Source organism: Streptomyces liangshanensis (genome assembly GCF_011694815.1).
GTDB classification, from domain to species: Bacteria; Actinomycetota; Actinomycetes; order Streptomycetales; family Streptomycetaceae; genus Streptomyces; species Streptomyces liangshanensis.
Map to the genome: position 1 here is coordinate 2969918 of NZ_CP050177.1, position 20904 is coordinate 2990821.

Genomic DNA, 20904 nt, shown 5'->3' on the forward strand with positions numbered 1-20904 from the left:
CAGCCTGCGCTGAACCTCAGCCCTTGGCGGACTTCCCCTTGGCCTCGTCCTGCTGCCGGGCCGTGTACTGCCCCGCGTCCAGGAAGGTCTGGATCTCGGTGGGGGTGCCGTTCAGTGCCTTGCGGCCGGCCGCCTGCACGGCGGGACCGCCCGTGCTGATGATCTGGGCGATGCGCACGCGGTTGTCCTGGAGGCGGGCCTGGTACTGACCGAGGTCGATGAACACCTGGATGTCCTGGGCGGTGCCGTCCAACGCCTTGGTGGCCGCCTCCCGCACGGTGGGGCCTCCGCTGCTGAGGAGCTGGGCGGTGCGTACCCGGTTGTCCTCCAACCGGGCCCGGTACTGCCCCACCTCCAGGAAGAAACGGATGTCCTGGGCCGTACCGTCCAACGCCTTGGAGGCATCCCTCTGCACCCCTTTGCCCCCGACGCCGAGGATCTGGGTGACACGGACCCGGTCGTCCTCCAGACGAGCCGCGTACTGGCCCGTCTCCAGGAAGGTCCGCATGTCCTCCGGTGTACCGTCGAGCGCCTTCTGCGCCGCCGCGCGCAGTCCCTTGCCGCTGAACTCGTCAGCGAGGATCTTCAGGATGGCGACCCTGTCCTCCTCCGCCGGATCCGCGGCATCCGCGACCGCGTCCGCGGCCCGGACGGAGGCGGAGGACGCCGGCGACGAACTGTCCTGGGCGGCGATCACGGGAGAGGCGATCAGGACAGCCGAGGCGACGGCTGCCACGGAGGCGACCGTCGAGACGCGGGTCAACTTCATATGCATGACCAACCTTTTCCCAGGAGATGGCGTGGCTTTGCATACGGTAAGGGATCTCTCCGCTCCGATCACCCTATTTATAAAGGCGGTTACGGCCTGAGCGAGGGGGTGGCCCGGTCCGCGGGGGTGCTCTGCGAGGGCACCCCCGGGATCTCGCCGCCGCCGCCGAACGCGTACTCGTGCAGCTTGCGCCAGACCAGGTCCTCGCCCTGCTCGTACAGCGCGAAGGAGGTGCAGCTCCAGTGCGCCGCGTAGTCGGCCAGCTCCGCGTAGGCGCGGTCCATCGCCTCCTCGGCGATGCCGTGGGCCACGGTGACGTGGGGGTGGTACGGGAACTGGAGTTCCCGTACGAGCGGGCCCGACGCGTCCCGTACCCGCTTCTGGAGCCAGGCGCAGGCCGAGGCGCCCTCCACGACCTGGACGAAGACGACCGGGGAGAGGGGGCGGAACGTACCCGTGCCGGACAGCCGCATCGGGAACGGCCTGCTGGCCGCCGCGACGGCCGCGAGGTGTGCCTCGATCGCGGGCAGGGCCGCCGCGTCGACCTCGGTCGGGGGCAGGAGGGTGACGTGGGTGGGGATGCCGGGCGCGGCCGTGTCGCCGAAGGCCGCACGCCGCTCCTGGAGCAGGCTGCCGTACGGCTCCGGGACCGCGATCGAAACGCCGAGCGTTACGGTCCCCACGTCGTTCTCCTCAGTCCGTGTGTGTCGGGTGGTGGTGCGGGTTCGCGCGGGTCGCGCGAGACGGTGCCGCCCGTCAGTGTGACGGTCGTACCGCCCGGCTGACCAGCACCCCCCGAGGTCGGGATTCCGCGACTTCGGGGGGCGCCGGGCCAGGGTCCGGTGCTCGGTCGGTGCTTGTCGGTGCCCGTCCGTGCTCGTCAGTGCTCGTCAGTGCTTGGCGGGCAGGAAGCCGACTCTGTCGTACGTCTGGGCGAGGGTCTCCCCCGCCACCGTACGGGCCTTCTCGGCGCCACCGGCCAGGATCGAGTCCAGCGTCTCCGGGTCGTCCAGGTATTCCTGGGTGCGCGCGCGGAACGGTGTGACGAAGTCGACCACGACGTCGGCCAGGTCCGTCTTCAGGGCGCCGTAGCCCTTGCCCTCGTACTTCTGCTCCAGCTCGGCGATCGTGGCGCCCGTCAGCGTGGAGTAGACGGTGAGCAGATTGCTCACGCCCGGCTTGGCCGCCGTGTCGAAGACGATCTCGCTGCCGGTGTCGGTGACCGCGCTCCTGATCTTCTTGGCGGTCGCCTTGGGCTCGTCGAGCAGGTTGATCAGGCCCTTGGGCGTGGACGCCGACTTGCTCATCTTGATCGTGGGGTCCTGGAGGTCGTAGATCTTCGCGACCTCCTTGACGATGTGCGGCGCCGGGACCGTGAAGGTCGGGCCGAAGCGCGTGTTGAACCGCTCGGCCAGGTCACGGGTCAGTTCCACGTGCTGCCGCTGGTCCTCGCCGACCGGGACGGAGTCCGCCTGGTAGAGCAGGATGTCGGCGACCTGGAGCACCGGGTACGTGAACAGCCCGACGGTCGCGCGGTCCGTGCCCTGCTTGGCGGACTTGTCCTTGAACTGCGTCATCCGGGAGGCCTCGCCGAAGCCGGTGATGCAGTTCATGACCCAGGCGAGCTGGGCGTGCTCGGGCACGTGACTCTGGACGAAGAGCGTGCACCGCTGCGGGTCGAGACCGGCCGCGAGCAGCTGCGCGGCCGCGAGGCGGGTGTTGGCCCGCAGCTCGGCCGGATCCTGCGGAACCGTGATCGCGTGCAGGTCCACGACCATGTAGAACGCGTCGTGGGTCTCCTGGAGCGCGACGTACTGACGGACGGCGCCGAGGTAATTCCCGAGGTGGAACGAACCGGCGGTGGGCTGGATACCGGAGAGAGCGCGGGGACGGTCAGAAGCCATGCTCATCATTGTCTCAGGTGGCACGGACAGCTCCGCGACGGATCTCCGGGGACGGGGGAACGGATCCGGCGGACGGGGAGCGGCGCCACGCCCGGGGACCCCGGAGCCCCCAGAAAACCTGTTGGCGGGCGGTGGCGGCCGCTGCTACTTTTCCGGCGGCCGTGCGACAGAACGAGGAGGTGGTACCCGTGAACGCTGTTTCGACATGGGTGCTCCCCTCCGGGGTCACGGTCGGGCGATAGGTCGTCCGGGAGCGCCGTTCCACGAGCACTCCCGAAAGGCACGACCATGCGATTCATCTCCGAGCACCGTTCCGGCGACGGTGTCCTCGCGCGCGAGTTCATCCTCGGCGAGATCCCCGGCACCCTGTGGACGCCCGACCAGGCACCTGACCAGGCACCCGGCTCCGCCGCACCCGCCCCGCTGATCCTCATGGCCCACAACAACGGCCTGCCCAAGGCGGAGCCCCGGCTGGTGGCCCGGGCCCGGCGGTCGGCGGCGCGCGGCTACGCGGTGGCCTCCATCGACGCGGCCGGCTGCGGTGACCGGCCCCGTTCCGCCGCCGCCGAGCGGGCCCGCGCGGATCTGCGCCGCGCGATGCGGGCCGGCGAGCCGGTGGACGGCATCTTCGAGTCCCTCGTCGGCCCGCTGGTCGACCACGCAGTCCCGGAGTGGCGGACCACCCTGGACGCCCTCCTCGACCTGCCCGGGATCGGCGGCCCGGTCGGCTACTCCGGGTGGGCCGCCCTCGGCATCCGGCTGGTGGTGGCCGACCCGCGGGTCGCGGCCGTCGGCCTCTTCGCCGGGGGGTACGTGCCCCTTGCCGTGCGCGAGGAGGCGCGGCGGGTCACCGTTCCGCTGCTGCTCCTGTTCCAGTGGGACGACGAGGGCAACCCCCGGCAGCGGAACCTGGACCTGTTCGACGCCTTCGGCACCCGGGAGAAGACGCTGCACGCCAACATGGGCGGCCACACCGGCACCCCGTGGTTCGAGGCGGAGGACGCGGCCCGGTTCTTCGACCGGCACCTGAGGCCGGACGGAAACCGGCCCCTCTGAGGCGGGCCGGGCGCCGGGGCGTGTCCCCGGCGCCCGGAGCGCCGTCAGCGGGCGGGAAGGGCGCCCCTAGGCGGGCAGGCCCGGGGCCGGGTAGGTGGACATCAGGGTGGCGACCTCGGTGCGGATCGTCGTCAGGGTGGGCTCGTCGCCCTCGGCCGCCGCCCTCACGGCGCGGTCGATCCAGTCGGCGACCGTCGCCATGTGGGCGGTGGTCAGGCCCCGGGAGGTCAGGGACGGGGTGCCGACGCGGATCCCGGACGGGTCGAAGGGCTTCCTCGTGTCGTACGGGACGGTGTTGTAGTTCACGACGATCCCCGCGCGGTCGAGGGCCTTCGCGGCGATCTTGCCGGGGACCTCCTTGGGCGTGAGGTCGATCAGGACCAGATGGTTGTCCGTGCCGCCCGACACGAGGTCGAAGCCGCGGGCGAGCAGTTCGTCCGCGAGGGCCCTGGCGTTGGCGACGACGGCGTGCGCGTACTCGCGGAAGGAGGGGCGCGCCGCCTCGTGGAGGGCGACCGCGATGCCGGCCGTGGTCTGGTTGTGGGGGCCGCCCTGGAGGCCGGGGAAGACCGCCTTGTCGAGGGCCTTGGCGTGCTCCTCCCGGGACAGGAGCATCGCCCCGCGCGGGCCGCGCAGGGTCTTGTGGGTGGTGGTGGAGATGACGTCGGCGTACGGCACCGGCGAGGGGTGGGCGCCGCCCGCGATCAGGCCGGCGATGTGGGAGACGTCGGCGACGAGCAGCGCGCCGGACTCCTGGGCGATCTCGCCGAAGGCGGCGAAGTCGATGGTGCGGGGCAGGGCCGTACCGCCGCAGAAGATCAGCTTGGGGCGCTCCTTGAGGGCCAGCTCACGGACCGCGTCGAAGTCGATCAGGCCGGTGTCCTGGCGCACGCCGTACTGGACCCCCCGGAACCACCGGCCGGTGGCCGACACGCTCCAGCCGTGGGTCAGGTGGCCGCCCATCGGGAGGGCCATGCCCATGATCGTGTCGCCCGGCTCGGCGAAGGCGAGGTAGACCGCGAGGTTGGCGGGCGAGCCCGAGTAGGGCTGGACGTTGGCGTGCTCGACGCCGAAGAGCGCCTTGGCGCGGTCGACGGCGAGCCGCTCGACCTGGTCGATGACCTGCTGGCCCTCGTAGTAGCGGCGGCCGGGGTAGCCCTCGCTGTACTTGTTCTGGAGGACCGTGCCCGAGGCCTCCAGGACGGCGGACGAGACGTAGTTCTCGCTGGGGATCATGCGCAGGGTCTCGGCCTGCAACCGCTCCTCGGCGCCGACGAGGGCGGCCAGGTCGGGGTCGGTGGCCGACAGTGCGGGATGGCGGGGTGCGGGTGTCATGGCGTCCTCCGGGGCGATCCGCTGCTGGGTCGTTGTCCCGGGGCGCCCAGGCGGACGGCACCTCGTACGTGTCGCACCGCACGGCTCCCCCGCGGTCGTTTCCGCGTTCGCCAGTCGCCGTACGGTACGGCCAGCCTAGAGGCTTTCCGGCGAGGGCACGCCGAGACGGACGTTTCGAGGCCCTGGTGTCGAGTGACGGGAGAAACTGGGGGTTGTCCCTGCCTGCGCCGGACAGCTTGTCCCGGACGACCTTCCCGGACGACCGGACCCGCTGTCCCGGACGAACGGAGTACCCGTGTCGACAACGGAGAACGCCATCGCCTCGGCCGAGGCCCACAGCGCGCACAACTACCACCCGCTCCCCGTCGTCGTCGCGTCGGCGGACGGCGCGTGGATGACCGACGTCGAGGGGCGGCGCTTCCTCGACATGCTCGCCGGGTACTCGGCGCTCAACTTCGGTCACGGCAACAGACGGCTCATCGACGCGGCGAAGGCGCAGCTGGAGCGGGTGACGCTCACGTCGCGGGCGTTCCACCACGACCGGTTCGCCGCGTTCTGCGCCCGGCTCGCGGAGCTGTGCGGCATGGAGATGGTGCTGCCCATGAACACGGGCGCGGAGGCGGTGGAGACAGCCGTCAAGACGGCCAGGAAGTGGGGGTACCAGGTCAAGGGGGTACCGGACGGCCGCGCGAAGATCATCGTCGCGGGCAACAACTTCCACGGCCGGACGACGACGATCATCAGCTTCTCCACGGACACCGAGGCGCGCGCGGACTTCGGTCCGTACACGCCGGGCTTCGAGATCGTCCCGTACGGCGATCTCACCACGCTGGAGGCCGCGATCACGCACAACACCGTGGCGGTGATGCTGGAGCCCATCCAGGGCGAGGCGGGGGTGCTGGTGCCGCCGCCGGGCTATCTCGCGGGGGTACGGGAGCTGACGCGCGAGCGGAACGTGCTGTTCGTCGCGGACGAGATCCAGTCGGGCCTGGGCAGGACCGGGAAGACCTTCGCGTGCGAGCACGAGGGGGTGGTCCCGGACATGTACGTGCTGGGCAAGGCGCTGGGCGGCGGGGTGGTGCCGGTGTCGGCGGTGGTGTCCTCGGCGGAGGTCCTGGGGGTGTTCCGGCCCGGTGAGCACGGTTCGACGTTCGGCGGCAATCCGCTGGCGTGCGCGGTGGCGCTGGAGGTCGTGGCGATGCTGGAGAGCGGGGAGTTCCAGCGGCGGGCGGCGGAGCTGGGCGACCATCTGCACCGGGAGCTGGGGCTGTTGGTGGGCGCCGGGGGTGTGGAGGCCGTGCGCGGGCGGGGGTTGTGGGCCGGGGTGGACATCGCGCCGTCGAAGGGCACGGGGCGGGAGATCTCGGAGCGGCTGATGGAGCGGGGGGTGCTGGTGAAGGACACGCACGGCTCGACGATCCGGCTGGCGCCGCCGCTGGTGATCAGCAAGGAGGACCTGGACTGGGGGCTCGACCAGCTCAGGGCCGTACTCGCCGAATAGGCGCCGCGTCGTCCCGGTGGGGGCGGTGCGGCGGGCTCTCAGAGGATGACGTGGGGCAGGAAGCGGGCGTACTCGTCGGTGACCGGGCCCGACGACTCGCGGATGCCGAGTCCCGCCGCCTCGTTCTCCACGACCCACGCGCCCAGCACCACCCGGTTGCCGTCGAAGTCGGGCAGGGGCGCCAACTCCTGGTAGCAGGACGGCTCGTCGGGCGTGGCGGGCGGGCCGCCCGGTTCGTGGAGAGTGACGCCCGCGCCCTCGCGGCCGAGCAGCGGCTTGGCCACGTAGCCGCCCCGGTCGGCGAGTTCGCGGGGGCCGTCGAGATAGGCGGCCAGCAGGTTGGGGTGGCCCGGGTACAGCTCCCAGAGGACGGCGAGCAGCGCCTTGTTGGACAACAGCATCTTCCAGGCCGGCTCGATCCAGCAGGTCGTCCCGGTGCCGCCCCCGTTGTCGAGGGTGTCCAGGACGTGCGGGCCGAACCGGTCGGTGGTCAGCCACTCCCACGGGTAGAGCTTGAAGCAGCTGCGGACGAACCGCAGCCGCTCGTCCACGAAGCGGCCCGACAGGTGGTCCCAGCCGAGCCGTTCGACGGACAGCGCGTCGGTGGCGAGGCCGGCCTGCGCGGCGGTCTCGCGCAGGTACGCGACCGTCATCAGGTCCTCGCCCAGCTCGTCCCCGTCGGAGTGGACGAAGTGCACGGGGCCGGGCGGCAGAAGGGGGGCCTGGTGGCGCCAGGCGTCCACGAGCCGTTCGTGGAGGGAGTTCCACTGGTCGGCGCCGGGGAAGCGCTCCTCCATCCAGAACCACTGGGCACTGGCGGCCTCGACCAGCGAGGTGGGCGTGTCGGCGTTGTACTCCAGCATCTTGGCCGGGCCCGTACCGTCGTAGCGCAGGTCGAACCGGCCGTAGACGGTGGGCAGTTCGGCGCGGCGGCGCCACGACTCGGCGATCAGCGACGCGAGTCGCGGATCGGTGATGCCGAGGTCGGCGAACCGTTTGTGCTCCACGATGTACGCGGCGGCGGCCAGGCACATCGTGTGCAGCTCCTCGACGACCTCCTCCAGCGCCTCGACCTCGGGCAGCGTGAAGCTGTAGTAGGCGCTCTCGTCCCAGTACGGGCGCAGGGAGCCGTCGGGGTGGCGGGTCAGCGGATAGATGACGCCCTGTTCCTCGACGGTCTGCTGCCAGCCGGGGCGGGGCGTGATGGTGTGACGTTTCATCGGCGGGTCTCCGGCCGGTCCGCCGCGTCAGCCACCGCTGGAGCCGGAGTGCCCGAAGCCGCCCCGGTCGACCGCCGACTTGTCGAAGCTGCCGCCCTTGGCCTTGCCGTTCTTCAGGGAGCCGCCGTAGTAGTACGCGCCGCGGCCGTTGTCGTCGTCGCACTCGTACTTCGGCAGCTTCTCGTGGGTCACCCGGTCCACGCACCGCTTGTCGGGGTCGGATCCGCACGCGGTGAGCGTCAGCGCCAGCATTCCCATGCCGCCGAGCACCACTCCGCTCGACCTCAGTCTCCGTTGCCGCGCGGTCATGCGCCGTCCTCCCCCTCGGATACGGAAACGGCCCCGCGCGCGGCCCCGGATCCGGGGCCGCACACAGGTCCGTCCGTACGAACAATCGACCGAACCGGCGCCCAGCCTAGCCCTGTCCTAGGAAGAGGCCCCGGAGGCCTCGTCCGCGAACCCGCCGTACGGGCGGGTGATGCACTCCAGGGCGTGGCCGGCCGGGTCGAGGAAGTAGACGCCGCGACCGCCGTCGTTGTGGTTGATCTCGCCGGGGCGCGCGCGGTGCGGATCGGCGTAGTAGGTGAGCCCTTCGGCCTGGATACGGGCGAAGACGGCGTCGAACTCCTCTTCGCTCACCAGGAACGCGTAGTGCTGCATGACGATCGACTCCGCGGGGATCGTCGCGAAGTCGAGGGTGACGCCGTTGCTCAGGTCGACGGGGATGAACGGGCCCCATTCGGTGCCCATTTCGAGTCCCATGACGCGACAGAAGAAGGTCGCGGATTCCCGGTTGTCACGGGAGTGGACGATGGTGTGATTCAACTGGACCGACACAGTGGATTGCCTCCGTAAGGCAACTCACGGGCTACCTCCATGCCTCACCCGGACGGTGACCGACACGCGATGCCGTACGGAAGATCCTAGACGCGCCCGCGCCTGCTGTCAGCGCGCTTTCGCGACACCGGTGGTCAGGGCAGCGGTGGTTGGCGGCAGCGGTGGTCAGGGCAGCGCGCCGTGCGTTAGCGACCGCGCCGGTCAGGGCAGCGCGCGGCACAGCGCTTCCAGCGCGCCCGCCCACGCGCTGACCGACGGGGTCCCGTACCCGACGACCAGCGCGTCCGGTCCCGGGGGCGCCGACTCGTGGCGGAAGCGCGCCAGGCCGCTGACCGCGAGCCCCTGCCGGGCCGCCGACTCGACCACGGACCGTTCGGTGCCCGGGGGGAGTTCGACCAGGGCGTGCAGCCCCGCCGCGATGCCGGTCACGCGGATGTCGGGTCGCCCGGCGAGCGCCTCGACGAGCTGGTCGCGGCGGCGCCGGTAGCGCAGCCGCATGGAGCGGACATGACGGTCGTACGCGCCCGAGGCGACGAACTCCGCGAGCGTCAGCTGCTCCAGCGCGCTCGACGCCCAGTCGCTCTCCCCCTTCGCCGCCGTCACCTCCGCGACCAGCCCCTCGGGCAGCACCATCCAGCCCAGCCGCAGCCCGGGCGCGAGGGACTTGCTCGCGGTCCCGAGGTACACCACGCGCTCCGGGTCGAGCCCTTGAACGGCACCGACCGGCTGGCGGTCGTACCGGAACTCCCCGTCGTAGTCGTCCTCCAGGACCAGCCCGTCGCTCACGCGCGCCCAGTCGACGGCGGCGGCGCGCCGGTCGGGGTGGAGCGCGACACCCAGGGGGAACTGGTGCGCCGGCGTCAGCAGCACCGCCCCGGCGCCCGGTACGTCCGGCAGCTCCTGGGTGCGGGTGCCGTACCCGTCCACGGACAGCGCGGGCGTGCGGATGCCCGCGTCCGCCAGCAGCTTCCGGTGCTCGCCGAGCCCGTACGCCTCGACGGCCACCGCGCGTGTCCCGCGCGCCCTGAGGACCGTGCCCAGCAGGGCCAGGCCGTGGACGAAGCCCGAGCAGATCACGATGCGCTCGGGGGCCGCGTACACCCCGCGCGCCCGGGCCAGGTAGTCGGCGAGGACGGCGCGCAGCTCGGGGCGGCCGCCCGGATCGCCGTACCCGAACGCCTCCTGGGGCGCGTCGGTCAGCGCGCGGCGGGCGGCCGCGAGCCACTGGGCGCGGGGGAATCCGGCGAGGTCGGAGGCGCCGGGCAGGAGGCTGTACGTGGCCCTGCGGCGGGTGGGCCTGGTCCGGGGCGGGGCGGGCGCGGGGGTGCGGGGTGTCGCGCGCCGGGCGACGCGGGTGCCCGAGCCCTGCTGGGCGGTGAGCCAGCCCTCGGCGACCAGTTCGCCGTAGGCGTCGGCGACCGTGTTGCGGGCGATGCCGAGGTCGGCGGCGAGGGAGCGGGACGAGGGCAGCCGGGCGCCGGGGGCGAGCCTGCCGGTGCGGACGGCCTCGCGCAGGGCGTCCATGAGGCCGGTGCGCAGGTGGGGGCCGCGCAGCTCCAGGTGCAGGTCGGTGCCGAGGACGGTGTGGTGGTCGGACGCGCGGCGCGCCTCGCGGGAGCCCTCGCCGGAGCCCTCGCCGGGCTGCTCGCCGGGCGCCGTATTGGCCCAGGAATCCGTCATGGAAGTGGACCATACGCCTGTGCCACCGCCTCCTTATCGTCGACAGCATGACAAGCACGGACACCACCGGAACAGAAGCGGTCGCGACGACCGACCACGCCCACACGTACGCCCCCGAGCACACCCCCCGCCTGGCCATGGCGACGTTCGCGCCCGAGGTCTACAAGGCGATGGTCCGCCTGGACGCGGCGGCCAGGAAGGGCGTCGAGCCGACGCTGCTCGAACTGGTCAAGATCAGGGCGTCGCAGATCAACCACTGCGCGTTCTGCCTGGACATGCACTCCAAGGACGCGCTGGCGGCCGGCGAGTCGGTCGAGCGGATCATCCAGCTGAGCGCGTGGGAGGAGTCGCGGCACTTCTACACGCCGAAGGAGATCGCGGCGATCGAACTGACCGAGGCCATCACCGTCCTGACGGACGGCTTCGTGCCGGACGCGGTGTACGAGCGGGCCGCCGCGCAGTTCGACGAGACCGAACTGGCCCACCTGATCGCGGCGATCACCGTGATCAACGGCTGGAACCGCTTCTCCGTGGCGACCCGGGCCGTCCCGGGCCACTACACGCCGGGCTCGCTCAAGCACTGAGCCGGGCGGGGCGGGTCGTCCCCCTCCCGCGAGCTCTACGTCCACCTCCCCCTCGCCCTCCACCTCCCCCTCCGACTCAACGGGATACGAGAACCGATGACAGCCTCGGCCTTCCGCGCCCTCCACCACGACCGCCCCGCCGGTGACCCGCTCGTCCTGCCGGGCCCCTGGGACGCCGCCAGCGCCCGGGCGTTCGTGGACGCGGGCTTCCCGGCGCTCGCCGTGCCGAGCGCGGGGGTCGCCGCCTCGCTCGGGTACGAGGACGGCGCGACCCCGGCGGACGAGATGTTCGCGGCGATCGCCCGGATCACGCGCGCCGTCGCCGTCCCCGTCTCGGCGGACATCGAGGACGGGTACGGCCTCGCGCCCGGGGAGTTGGTGGCCCGGCTCCTGGACGCCGGGGCGGTGGGCTGCAACCTGGAGGACTCGTCGGGCGGTGTCCTCCAGGACGCGCGGCGGCACGCGGACCGGCTGGCGGAGGTACGGGCGGCGGCCGGCGGCCGGTTGTTCGTCAACGCGCGCGTCGACACGTTCCTCCACGGCGCCGGCGACCCGGCGGAGGCGGTGGCGCGGGCCCGGCTGTACGTGGCGGCGGGCGCGGACTGCATCTACCCGATCGCCGCGCCGGCCACGGCACTCGCCGCCGTCCGCGCCGGGGTCGAGGGACCGGTCAACGCCCTCGCGACGCCGGACGGCCCCGCCGTCGCCGAGTGCGGCCGGCTCGGCGCGACCCGCGTGACGTTCGGCCCGGCGCTCCAGCGCCGGGCGACGGCGGCGGCGCGGGAGATCGCCGGGCGGCTGCGCGGCTGACGACGGCGGGCGTACCGGCGCCGGAGGACGGGGGTCCCCGGCGCCGGAAGCGCTCCGGACCGCGTCAACTCCCGCCGCGTTGTGACCGGAAGGCTGCGGCGCGTTTTGTCGTGCGTGCGCAAGGTCGTGTTCATCGGGCGGTCGCGGAGGCGGACGAGGGTTCGCGTGCTTGACGAAAGACCCCCGAAAGGAACAACGATGGCCACATCGAACGAATCGGCCGACCTGCCCGACGGGCTCAGCCGCCGCCACGCGCTGGGCCTGCTGGGAACGGCCGGCGCCGGCGCCGCCGCGCTCCCGCTCCTGGGCGCCACCCCGGCCGCGGCGGACACGTCCTTCGGCTCCCCCGCCTTCCACCCCACCGCCGACGCGGGCGGCGCGCCGCCGGTGCAGGGTCTGCACCTGACCTTCGGGGCCGACCCCAGCAGCCAGATGGTCGTCTCCTGGCTCACCGACGGACCCGTCAAGCGGCCCCGCGTGATGTACGGGACGCCGGAGCACGGCTTCGGTTCCAGCACGGCCGCCAGGACCCGTACGTACACCGACGGCAAGTCCGGCCGGGTCGTGTACGTCCACCACGCCGAGCTGTCCCGCCTCAAGCCCGCCACGGACTACGTGTACATGGCCTCGCACGACGGGGCGACCCCCGACAGCGCCGTGTTCCGGACCGCGCCGCGCGGGCGGGCCCCCCTCACCTTCACCAGCTTCGGCGACCAGTCGGCGCCGCAGGTGACCTGGTCGGCCGACGGCACCAGCATCATGGACGCCAACTCGACGCCCGCCACCAAGGACATCGTCACGGGCATCGAGCAGGTGGCGCCCCTCTTCCACCTGCTCAACGGCGACCTCTGCTACGCGAATCTCGACGTCGACCGGGTCCGCACCTGGAACAACTTCTTCACCAACAACACCCGTTCGGCGCGCTTCCGGGCGTGGATGCCGGCGGCCGGCAACCACGAGATCGAGAAGGCCAACGGCCCGATCGGACTGGGCGCCTACCAGACGTACTTCGACCTGCCGTCCACCGAGACCGACGCCGAACTCGACAACCTCTGGTACGCGTTCACCGCCGGATCGGTGCGGGTGATCGTGCTCCAGAACGACGACAACGCCCTCCAGGACGGCGGCGACGTGTACATCAGCGGCTACTCCGGTGGCCGCCAGCTCGCCTTCCTGGAGAAGGAGTTGCGGGCCGCCCGCTCCTCCCGGGACATCGACTGGATCGTCGTCGCCATGCACCAGGTGATGATCAGCTCCACCGACGCCAACGGCGCGGACCTCGGGCTGCGGCAGAAGTACGGGCCCCTCTTCGACAAGTACGGCGTCGACCTCGTCCTGTGCGGACACGAGCACAACTACGAGCGCTCCCTCGCCGTGCGCGGGGTGGTCTCGGGCAGCGAGACGCTCACCCCGAACCCGGTGTCGTCGGCGACGGACGCCATCGACACCACCCACGGCACCGTGCACATGATCCTCGGCGGCGGGGGCGTCTCCGGGACGACCAACCAGTCCTTCTTCAAGGACGGGACCGCGAAGGTGATCACGGCGGTGTCGGCGTCCGCGCCGGCCGGGTCCAAGCGCACCTCGACCTACGTCAAGGAACAGGCCGTCTGGACGGGCGTCCGCGACGTCGACCACCCGTACGGCTTCGCGTCGTTCACCGTCGACCCCGGGCGGCACGCCGGTGACACGACCACCCTGCACGTCACCTACTACAACGTGAACAAGCCCGACGGCGACCTGTCGGTCTTCGAGAAGTTCACCCTGCACCGCAAGCGCTCCGACGGAAAGCGCTGATCCTTCCCGCTCCCCGATCGACGAGGCCCTCCTCAGGCCCCGGCCGCACCCACCTTGCGCACGTGGGTGTCGCCGGGGCCGAGCCGTCGGCCGTCCGCCGCGTGGATCTCCAGGGGCCGCAGCGGCTGCCGCCGCTCCCGGTCCAGCAGCTCGGAGTGCTCCTCCCCGGGCGCGAAGAAGTGCGCCTCGCCCCACTGGCGCAGGGCCACGACCACGGGGAACAGGTCCTCGCCCTTGGGCGTCAATACGTACTCGTGGTACGCGCTCCCGTCCGACGCCGGTACGACGTCGAGGATCCCGCCCGCGACCAGGGCCCGCAGCCGGGTGGTGAGGATGTTCTTCGCCACGCCCAGGCTCCGCTGGAACTCCCCGAAGCGGCGGCTGCCGTCGAACGCGTCGCGCACGATCAGCAGCGACCACCAGTCCCCGATCGCGTCGACCGACCGGGCGACCGGGCACTCGTCCTCGTCGAACCGCGTCCGCTTGACCATACTGTCCGCCCTCCACGTCGCCCACCTCCCGCCTCTCTCCTGCGGCGGCCTGGTTGCAACATGCTACCAGTTGCCGCTACCGTCCCTCTGGTGGCTACTTGCAACCAGATCACGCCGCCGACCCGGCCCGCCCTCTCCCGGCGTACGACCCTGCTCTTCGCCGTCGCCAGTGGCGCCGCCGTCTCGAACGTCTACCTCGCCCAACCCCTCCTCGCCACGCTGAGCCACGACCTCGGCATCGGCGCCGCGACCGTCGGCGCCGTCGTCACCCTCACCCAGGTCGGGTACGGGCTCGGGCTGTTCTTCCTCGTCCCCCTCGGCGACCTGGTCGACCGCAGGCGCCTGGTGGTGGCGCAGCTGCTCCTGCTGGCCGCCACGCTGGCCGCCGTGGGCACCGCGGCGACCGCGCCGATCCTGCTGACCGCGCTGGCCGCCACCGGCTTCCTCGCCGTGGTGACGCAGAGCCTGATGGCGTTCGCGGCGTCCCTCGCGGAACCGGTGCGACGCGGCCGGGTCGTGGGGGCGGTGACCAGCGGGATCGTGACGGGCATCCTGCTCGCCCGCACCGCGTCCGGCGCGCTGGCCGACCTCGCGGGCTGGCGGGCGGTCTACCTCTGCTCGGCGGCGCTCACCCTCGTCCTGACCGTGGCCCTGCACCACGCGCTGCCCCGGAGCACGCAACCGGACCCGCCCGCACCCGCCGCTCCACGCCTGGCCTACCGCGCCCTTCTGCGCTCCACGCTCGCGCTCTTCGCCGAGGAGCGGGTCTTCCGGATCCGCGCGCTCTTCGCCCTCCTGGTCTTCGCCGCGTTCGGCACCCTCTGGAGCTGCGTCGCGCTCCCGCTCAGCGAGCCCCCGCTCTCCCTCTCGCACACGGCCATCGGCGCGTTCGGCCTCGCGGGCGCGGCCGGCGCCCTCGCGGCGGCGCCCGCCGGGCGCCTGCACGACCGGGGACTCGGAGCCCGCACGACCGGAGTCGCCCTGGCCCTGCTCGTCGTGTCCTGGCTGCCGCTCGCCCTGACCCGGCAGTCCCTGTGGGCGCTGGCGATCGGCGCCGTGCTCCTCGACCTCGCCGTCCAGGCCGTCCACGTCACCAACCAGAGCATGATCTTCGCCCTGCGCCCCGACGCTGGCGGCCGGCTGATGGGCGGATACATGGTCTTCTACTCGATCGGCAGCGCGGTCGGCGCTCTCGCCTCGACGGCCGTGTACGCCCGGGCCGGCTGGGGTGCGGTCTGCGTCCTGGGCGCGGTGTTCAGCGTGCTGGGCCTGCTGCTCTGGGCCGTCACCACGCCCCGCCCCCGCCGGGTCACGGCGTGAGCCCCCGGCCGCGCGCCGCCGCCAGCCAGCCCGGATAGCGCGCCAGCAGCAGTTCGTACAACTGGTCGTCCGTCAGCCCGGCCGGGTCGCGGACGGAGAAGAACCCGATGTTGTCCAGGTAGGGCCCCGGCCGGGCACTCAGGTCCGCGAGGAACTCGAACTCGTCCGGCTCCCCGATCGCCATGAACTGCCAGAACACCGGCTCGTAACTGGAGGACCGCAGGTGCTCCAGGGCCACCTCCTTCTCACTGGTCGCGCCGTCGGTGACGAACAGGACGAACACCGGCGGCTCGCCCGCCCCGGGACCCGCGAGCAGCGGGACCGACCGCGAGTCCGCCGAGCCGACGTAGCGCCCCCGCACCAGGCCCATCGCCTCGCCGTAGTCGGTCGACGCGCCGACATCCGCCTCCTGGTAAAGCGTCCCGATCCTCCCCCGGTAGTCGTCCGGTCCCATGGCGCCCGCCTCCTCCGCGAAGGTGGCGAACGGGAAGACGTCGACCTCGCCGTTGTCGTCGAGGCGCAGGGCCAGCGCCAGGACCCGTTCGGCGAGGGCCTGGACGTGGCCCGCCTCGTAGAGGTCGGACATCGACGCCGACATGTCGAGGCAGAGCGCGACCCGCGCGGTGTGCTCGGCCAGGCCGTGCCTCTCCAGAGGGACCGCGGCCTTCTTGGTGTACGAGAGCAACTCGGCGTGCCCTTCGTCGGCCAACCTCTTCTCCATCGAGATCAGCCGCGCCTTCTTGAGCCGGGACGACGGTAAGGAGACGGGTGAGGGCTGCGGTGACAAGGCCTCCGGGCCCGGCTCCTCGTCCGCGACCGCGACGCCGAAGTCCGTCGCCAGACCGGCCAGCCCTGACGCGTACCCCTGCCCCACCGCACGGAACCGCCAGCCGTCCGCGCGCCGGTACACCTCACCGAAGACGAAGGCCGTCTCCGTCGTCGCGTCGCCGATGTCGAACGCGACCACCATCGCGCCCGTACCGGCGTCGGTCACCTGGAGCCGCAGCCCGGGGACGCGCCCGAACGGCCCCCCGTCGGCCGACGCCGCCAGCACCACCGACACCACCTCGTCCGGGACCCGCCCCAGGTCGAGCCCGAGGCACTCCTCGCCGGGCCGCCCCGGCTCGCGGACCACCGCGCCCGACGGATGGACCGGCTGGTTGTAGAAGACGAGGTCGTCGTCACCCCGCACCCGCCGCCGCCCGTCGAGCACCAGCGCGGACGCGTCCACGTCGGGCACACCGGGACCGGGTCGCCAGGTGAGGGTGGCGCGCAACTCCGTAGCAGAGAGAGGGATGTTGGCGCCCTTGGCAAGGTGGGTCATGCTTCCACCGTGCCACGGGCGAAGCCGCCGACCGGGCGCCAGGACCCGCCTGCGGCAGGGCTGTTACCGGCCCGCTACTCCGTCACGCCGCCGACTGCCAGGGCGGCCACGCCCGCTCGTTCGCCGCCGTCTTCATCTTCGTCTTCGCCGAGTCGGCGTCGCACCCATCCATGTACACGAGCACCTTCACCTCCGTGATCGGGACCGTCCGGAACAACCTCTGCGGTGCGCGAGGGGAACGCCCCGCATGAGGTAGACGCCCGGGACCACCGGAATGGGAGATGCCACTTTCCCGCCCCCTCCCGCCCACCTCTCGCCGGCGCGGCCGTCAGCCGGCGAATCGGCGCGTGGGGTGTGGGGTGAGGTTCTGGTAGACGTGCTTGGCCTCGCGGTACGTGGCGAGGGCGGTGGGGCCCGACGTGCGTCCGGTGCCGGACCTGCCGAAGCCGCCCCACTCCGCCTGCGGGAGGCAGGGGTGGAAGTCGTTGATCCACACGGTGCCGTGCCGCAGCCGCCCGGCGACCCGGCGCGCGCGGCCCGGGTCGCTGCTCCAGACGCCGGCGGCCAGGCCGTACGCGGTGTCGTTGGCGAGCGCGACGGCCTCGTCCTCCGTGCGGAAGGTCTCGACGGTCAGGACGGGCCCGAGGATCTCGTCCCGTACGACCCGCATCCCGCGGTGGCACTGGTCCAGGACGGTCGGCGCGTAGAAGTACCCGTCGGCGGACCGCTCGTCGGACGGCTCAGGGCGCCCGCCGCCGGACCGCAGGACCGCGCCCTCCGCGAGCGCCGACGCGACGTACTCCTCGGTCCTCGCCAACTGCCCGGCGGAGACGAGCGGTCCGCACTCCACTCCCTCCGCCGTGCCGCGCCCGAGCCGTATGCGCTCGGCGCGCCGGGCCAGTTCGCCGACGAAGCGCTCGCGTACGGACTCCTCGACGATCAGCCGGGACCCGGCCGAGCGAGCCTGGCCGCTGTGGACGAAGGCCGCGTTCAGTGCCTGGTCGACGGCGGTGTCGAAGCCTTCCGTGGTGGCGCAGGCGTCGGCGAAGACGACGTTCGGGTTCTTGCCGCCCAGCTCCAGGGCGACCTTCTTCACGCCGGGGGCCGCCGCCCGCGACACCTCCGTGCCGCCATTCGGGCCGCCGGTGAAGGACACCAGGTCCACGTCGGGGTGTGCGGCGAGCCGGACGCCGACCGCGGCGCCCGCGCCGGTGACCAGGTTGGCGACCCCGGCGGGCAGGCCGGCCTCGGCGAGCAGGTCAATGAGGTCGACCGTCGTGAGCGGGGTGAGCGCGCTGGGCTTGACGACAAGGGTGTTGCCCGCGGCGAGGGCCGGCGCGATCTTCCGGCCGGCCTGGAGGAGCGGGGAGTTCCAGGAGGTGATCAGCGCGCAGACCCCGACGGGTTCGTGGACGACCACGCTGAGGACGGTGTCGGAGCCCGCGTCGACGACCCGGCCGCCGCTCTCGCTCGTCACCAGGTCGGCGAAGTACCGGAAGGTGTCGGCGGCGCGGTCGACGTCGTCGCGGCCCTCCTCCAGCGTCTTCCCGGAGTCCTGGCTCTCCAGCAGCGCGATCTTCTCGCGGTTGCGGATGAGCAGGTCGGCGGTACGGCGCAGCAGCGCGGCCCGTTCGGCGACCGGGGTCCGCGGCCAGGCGCCCGCGTCGAACGCCGTACGCGCCGCGACGACCGCCGCGTCCGCGTCCTCCGTACCGCCTTCGGACACCACGGCGAGAACCGTCGCGTCGGCGGGGTCGAGGATGTCGCGTGTGGCGCCGGAGGCGGCTTCGCGCCACTCTCCGCCCACGTGGATCGTCTGCTGTGCCGACACGTCGCGTCTTGCCTTCCCTTACCGGTACGTCCTCCACCAGGGAGAACTTGCGGTCGGGGCGCCTGCCCCAGGGGGTGGGAAGCATGCGCGTCCGGTGGCCGGAAGTGCGCGGAGTCACGTCGGGGAAGGCGGGCCGGGAACGTACGAGGCCCCGATCCGCCCGGGTACGCCGGCGGATCGGGGCCTCGCGGAGAATCAGATCAGGCCCAGCTCGCGCACCGCGTCGCGCTCCTCCTGGAGCTCCTTCACGGAGGCGTCGATCCGCGCCCGCGAGAAGTCGTTGATGTCCAGGCCCTGGACGATCTCGTACACGCCGTCCTTGGTGGTGACCGGGAAGGACGAGATGATGCCCTCCGGCACGCCGTAGGAGCCGTCCGACGGGATGCCCATGGAGGTCCAGTCACCCTCGGCGGTGCCGTTGACCCAGGTGTACACGTGGTCGAGGGCGGCGTTGGCGGCGGACGCGGCCGAGGACGCGCCACGCGCCTCGATGATCGCGGCGCCGCGCTTGGCGACGGTCGGGATGAACGTGTCGGCCAGCCACGCCTCGTCGTTGACGGTCTCCGCGGCGTTCTTGCCGGCGATCTCCGCGTGGAAGATGTCCGGGTACTGCGTGGCGGAGTGGTTGCCCCAGATGGTCAGGCGGCGGATGTCGGACACGGCCGCGCCCGTCTTCCGGGCGAGCTGCGAGATCGCGCGGTTGTGGTCCAGGCGGGTCATCGCGGTGAAGCGCTCGGCCGGTACGTCCGGGGCGGCGGCCTGGGCGATCAGCGCGTTCGTGTTGGCCGGGTTGCCGACGACGAGGACCTTGATGTCGTCCGCGGCGTTGTCGTTGATGGCCTTGCCCTGCGGCTTGAAGATGCCACCGTTGGCGGAGAGCAGGTCGCCGCGCTCCATGCCCTTGGTACGGGGGCGGGCGCCGACCAGCAGCGCGACGTTGGCGCCGTCGAAGGCGACGTTCGGGTCGTCCGTGATCTCGATGCCGCGCAGCAGCGGGAACGCGGAGTCGTCGAGCTCCATCGCCGTGCCCTCGGCGGCCTTGAGACCCTGCGGGATCTCCAGGAGACGCAGTTTGACCGGCACATCCGCGCCGAGCAGATGGCCGGAGGCGATGCGGAAGAGCAGCGCGTAGCCGATCTGGCCGGCCGCGCCGGTGACGGTGACATTCACGGGAGTGCGGGTCATGGCGATCTCCGTAAGACAGCTGGATGGCGGGGGGTCCCTGCCCCTGATGCGGGACATCTCCCCGGCGCCGGTCGGGGTTCCGGACTCAACCCCGATGCGAATCTTGACGTGAAGAGATATCCAGCGGTCAGGCTATCGGACCCCAAGGCCCCTGGATCCCCGCCCCCTTTGTGGCACGGCTCACCACCTTGACGCCGTGCGGCCGGCGGCCCCGTGGCGGCGGGCAACCGTCGATCCCCTCCGCCGCGTCCCTGACGTCGTGTCCGGGGACGCGTCCCCGGACACGGAAGACGGCGACCGTCCTCCCTCGGGGGAGGGGACGGTCGCCGTCTTCCTTAGGAGGCGCGTCGCAACGCGCCCCGGAGGCCGCGTTCCTACGGCACGGTCGAGTGGACGATGTCCTCCAGGAACGGGATCTCCAGCCACGGCCTGGGCTGCGTCATGAGGGCGAGCATGATGATCACCACGCCGAGCAGCCCGTACGTGACCATGTCCGTGAAGCGCGAGCGCACGGCGAGCATGCCGACGGACGGCAGGACCCGGCGCAGGACGGCGCCGCCGATCAGCGCGACGCCGATGAGGATCGTGCCGATCCGGAACGCCTCGTCGAAGGGGTGCGTGCCGACGATCAGGAGCCCGACGCCGGTGGTCCCGAGGACGCTGAGCAGCGGCCACTGCCGGGCGGGAGCGGGCGCGTCCGAGGGCGCGGCCCGGCCGCCGCCCTCGGGGCGCGCGGTGTCCGTCGTGACGGCGGAGAAGCGCCGCGACTCGGGGGTGCTGTCGGTCGCGGGGCGGTTGTCGGTCGCGGGGGCGCTGCCGCCGGTCTCGACGCTCCTGCCGGTCTCCGAGCCGTTGCCGGAGTCGGGATCGGGGTCGGGGTCGGGGTCAGTGGCGGTCCCGGTGCCGGGGCTGCTGTCGGTCCCGGACGACCCGCCTGGCACAGCCGCGGCCGGATCCGGTGCGGAGTCGGCCCGTACGCCCGCGTCGGCGCCCGAGTCGGCCCCGGCGCCGGCATCGGGGCCCGCTTCCGCGCCGGCAGCCACGCCCGGGCCGGCACCCGCGTCCGCCACCACCCCGGCCGCGTCAGCGTCAGCGTCAGCGTCAACGCCCGCGTCCACCTTCGCCGGCGCCTCCACCACGCCCACCGAGGCAGCCTCCCCCGCCCCCGCGACGGCCGGCTCCACGGCGACCGCCTGCCGCGGACCTTCCGGCTCGGGCGTGTCACTCGCGCTCGTACCAGCACCCATGGGTGCCCCTTTC

The 20904-nt window shown here is 72.5% G+C and carries 19 protein-coding genes and 1 riboswitch; of the genes, 6 read left to right on the forward strand and 13 right to left on the reverse strand.

Going from position 1 to position 20904, the window contains the following annotated elements:
* Window positions 1-16: 16 nt before the first annotated feature.
* The 3 genes from HA039_RS12660 to trpS all read right to left on the reverse strand — a co-directional run bounded on the left by HA039_RS12660 (window position 17) and on the right by trpS (window position 2673).
* The gene (locus HA039_RS12660) at window positions 17-775 is read right to left on the reverse strand and encodes an ALF repeat-containing protein (protein WP_167028256.1); all 759 of its coding nucleotides are present in this window, start codon (window positions 773-775) and stop codon (window positions 17-19) included.
* An 83-nt stretch (window positions 776-858) separates the two neighbouring features.
* Window positions 859-1452, reverse strand: a complete 594-nt coding sequence (locus tag HA039_RS12665) for a 2'-5' RNA ligase family protein (protein WP_167028259.1) — start codon at window positions 1450-1452, stop codon at window positions 859-861.
* 207 nt (window positions 1453-1659) lie between these two features.
* Complete coding sequence (gene trpS, locus HA039_RS12670; protein WP_167028262.1) at window positions 1660-2673, reverse strand: tryptophan--tRNA ligase; 1014 nt, start codon at window positions 2671-2673, stop codon at window positions 1660-1662.
* A 288-nt stretch (window positions 2674-2961) separates the two neighbouring features.
* Between trpS and HA039_RS12675 the strand changes: the two genes are divergently transcribed.
* Window positions 2962-3729 (forward strand): dienelactone hydrolase family protein, encoded by a 768-nt coding sequence (locus HA039_RS12675; protein WP_167028265.1) that lies wholly within the window; start codon window positions 2962-2964, stop codon window positions 3727-3729.
* 66 nt (window positions 3730-3795) lie between these two features.
* Here HA039_RS12675 and HA039_RS12680 read toward each other — a convergent pair whose 3' ends face one another.
* On the reverse strand, window positions 3796-5064 hold the full coding sequence (locus HA039_RS12680; protein WP_167028268.1) for a serine hydroxymethyltransferase: 1269 nt from the start codon (window positions 5062-5064) through the stop codon (window positions 3796-3798).
* 37 nt (window positions 5065-5101) lie between these two features.
* Window positions 5102-5192, reverse strand: a riboswitch (ZMP/ZTP riboswitch).
* A gap of 167 nt (window positions 5193-5359) precedes the next feature.
* Between HA039_RS12680 and rocD the strand changes: the two genes are divergently transcribed.
* On the forward strand, window positions 5360-6565 hold the full coding sequence (gene rocD / locus HA039_RS12685) for an ornithine--oxo-acid transaminase (protein ID WP_167028271.1): 1206 nt from the start codon (window positions 5360-5362) through the stop codon (window positions 6563-6565).
* 38 nt (window positions 6566-6603) lie between these two features.
* Here the strand turns inward: rocD and HA039_RS12690 are convergent, their stop codons facing one another.
* From HA039_RS12690 to pdxR, 4 genes are all read right to left on the reverse strand, one after another.
* Window positions 6604-7785: a glutathionylspermidine synthase family protein gene (locus tag HA039_RS12690; protein ID WP_167028274.1), complete on the reverse strand. Its 1182-nt coding sequence runs from the start codon at window positions 7783-7785 to the stop codon at window positions 6604-6606.
* A gap of 27 nt (window positions 7786-7812) precedes the next feature.
* Window positions 7813-8094, reverse strand: a complete 282-nt coding sequence (locus tag HA039_RS12695; protein WP_167028277.1) for a hypothetical protein — start codon at window positions 8092-8094, stop codon at window positions 7813-7815.
* A gap of 117 nt (window positions 8095-8211) precedes the next feature.
* On the reverse strand, window positions 8212-8622 hold the full coding sequence (locus HA039_RS12700) for a VOC family protein (protein WP_167028281.1): 411 nt from the start codon (window positions 8620-8622) through the stop codon (window positions 8212-8214).
* A 201-nt stretch (window positions 8623-8823) separates the two neighbouring features.
* The gene (gene pdxR / locus HA039_RS12705) at window positions 8824-10302 is read right to left on the reverse strand and encodes a MocR-like pyridoxine biosynthesis transcription factor PdxR (protein ID WP_167028284.1); all 1479 of its coding nucleotides are present in this window, start codon (window positions 10300-10302) and stop codon (window positions 8824-8826) included.
* Window positions 10303-10349: 47 nt separating this feature from the next.
* Here pdxR and HA039_RS12710 point away from each other — a divergent pair, with 47 nt between their 5' ends.
* The 3 genes from HA039_RS12710 (at window position 10350) to HA039_RS12720 (ending at window position 13493) form a co-directional block, all read left to right on the forward strand.
* Window positions 10350-10886: a carboxymuconolactone decarboxylase family protein gene (locus HA039_RS12710; RefSeq protein ID WP_167028287.1), complete on the forward strand. Its 537-nt coding sequence runs from the start codon at window positions 10350-10352 to the stop codon at window positions 10884-10886.
* 96 nt (window positions 10887-10982) lie between these two features.
* On the forward strand, window positions 10983-11696 hold the full coding sequence (locus HA039_RS12715) for an isocitrate lyase/PEP mutase family protein (RefSeq protein WP_167028290.1): 714 nt from the start codon (window positions 10983-10985) through the stop codon (window positions 11694-11696).
* A 198-nt stretch (window positions 11697-11894) separates the two neighbouring features.
* Complete coding sequence (locus HA039_RS12720) at window positions 11895-13493, forward strand: purple acid phosphatase family protein (RefSeq protein ID WP_167028293.1); 1599 nt, start codon at window positions 11895-11897, stop codon at window positions 13491-13493.
* Window positions 13494-13525: 32 nt separating this feature from the next.
* On the opposite strand, the gene HA039_RS12725 is transcribed toward HA039_RS12720, so the two are convergent.
* Window positions 13526-13984 (reverse strand): winged helix-turn-helix transcriptional regulator, encoded by a 459-nt coding sequence (locus HA039_RS12725; protein WP_167028296.1) that lies wholly within the window; start codon window positions 13982-13984, stop codon window positions 13526-13528.
* A gap of 87 nt (window positions 13985-14071) precedes the next feature.
* On the opposite strand from HA039_RS12725, the gene HA039_RS12730 reads away from it, so the two are divergent.
* On the forward strand, window positions 14072-15304 hold the full coding sequence (locus HA039_RS12730; RefSeq protein ID WP_425086411.1) for an MFS transporter: 1233 nt from the start codon (window positions 14072-14074) through the stop codon (window positions 15302-15304).
* Here HA039_RS12730 and HA039_RS34380 read toward each other — a convergent pair.
* From HA039_RS34380 to HA039_RS12750, 4 genes are all read right to left on the reverse strand, one after another.
* Entirely contained in the window at window positions 15294-16628 is a 1335-nt protein-coding gene (locus HA039_RS34380) for a VWA domain-containing protein (protein ID WP_167028301.1), read from the reverse strand. The genes HA039_RS12730 and HA039_RS34380 overlap by 11 nt on opposite strands.
* A 328-nt stretch (window positions 16629-16956) precedes the next feature.
* Window positions 16957-18459 carry an aldehyde dehydrogenase family protein gene (locus HA039_RS12740; protein ID WP_167028304.1) on the reverse strand — a complete coding sequence of 501 codons (1503 nt, stop codon included), beginning with the start codon at window positions 18457-18459 and terminating at the stop codon, window positions 16957-16959.
* A 195-nt stretch (window positions 18460-18654) separates the two neighbouring features.
* Window positions 18655-19644, reverse strand: coding sequence for a malate dehydrogenase (locus HA039_RS12745; protein ID WP_167028307.1), 990 nt, complete (start codon window positions 19642-19644; stop codon window positions 18655-18657).
* A 374-nt stretch (window positions 19645-20018) separates the two neighbouring features.
* Window positions 20019-20891 (reverse strand): DUF3017 domain-containing protein, encoded by an 873-nt coding sequence (locus tag HA039_RS12750; protein ID WP_167028310.1) that lies wholly within the window; start codon window positions 20889-20891, stop codon window positions 20019-20021.
* Window positions 20892-20904: the final 13 nt, after the last annotated feature.

Bases quoted from the DNA above. Each gene is read 5' to 3' on its own strand.
- HA039_RS12660 (WP_167028256.1), bottom strand. From the start codon at position 775: ATGCATATGAAGTTGACCCGCGTCTCGACGGTCGCCTCCGTGGCAGCC.
- trpS (WP_167028262.1), bottom strand. From the start codon at position 2,673: ATGGCTTCTGACCGTCCCCGCGCTCTCTCCGGTATCCAGCCCACCGCC.
- HA039_RS12675 (WP_167028265.1), top strand. From the start codon at position 2,962: ATGCGATTCATCTCCGAGCACCGTTCCGGCGACGGTGTCCTCGCGCGC.
- HA039_RS12680 (WP_167028268.1), bottom strand. From the start codon at position 5,064: ATGACACCCGCACCCCGCCATCCCGCACTGTCGGCCACCGACCCCGAC.
- HA039_RS12690 (WP_167028274.1), bottom strand. From the start codon at position 7,785: ATGAAACGTCACACCATCACGCCCCGCCCCGGCTGGCAGCAGACCGTC.
- HA039_RS12695 (WP_167028277.1), bottom strand. From the start codon at position 8,094: ATGACCGCGCGGCAACGGAGACTGAGGTCGAGCGGAGTGGTGCTCGGC.
- pdxR (WP_167028284.1), bottom strand. From the start codon at position 10,302: ATGACGGATTCCTGGGCCAATACGGCGCCCGGCGAGCAGCCCGGCGAG.
- HA039_RS12710 (WP_167028287.1), top strand. From the start codon at position 10,350: ATGACAAGCACGGACACCACCGGAACAGAAGCGGTCGCGACGACCGAC.
- HA039_RS12715 (WP_167028290.1), top strand. From the start codon at position 10,983: ATGACAGCCTCGGCCTTCCGCGCCCTCCACCACGACCGCCCCGCCGGT.
- HA039_RS12720 (WP_167028293.1), top strand. From the start codon at position 11,895: ATGGCCACATCGAACGAATCGGCCGACCTGCCCGACGGGCTCAGCCGC.
- HA039_RS12725 (WP_167028296.1), bottom strand. From the start codon at position 13,984: ATGGTCAAGCGGACGCGGTTCGACGAGGACGAGTGCCCGGTCGCCCGG.
- HA039_RS34380 (WP_167028301.1), bottom strand. From the start codon at position 16,628: ATGACCCACCTTGCCAAGGGCGCCAACATCCCTCTCTCTGCTACGGAG.
- HA039_RS12745 (WP_167028307.1), bottom strand. From the start codon at position 19,644: ATGACCCGCACTCCCGTGAATGTCACCGTCACCGGCGCGGCCGGCCAG.
- HA039_RS12750 (WP_167028310.1), bottom strand. From the start codon at position 20,891: ATGGGTGCTGGTACGAGCGCGAGTGACACGCCCGAGCCGGAAGGTCCG.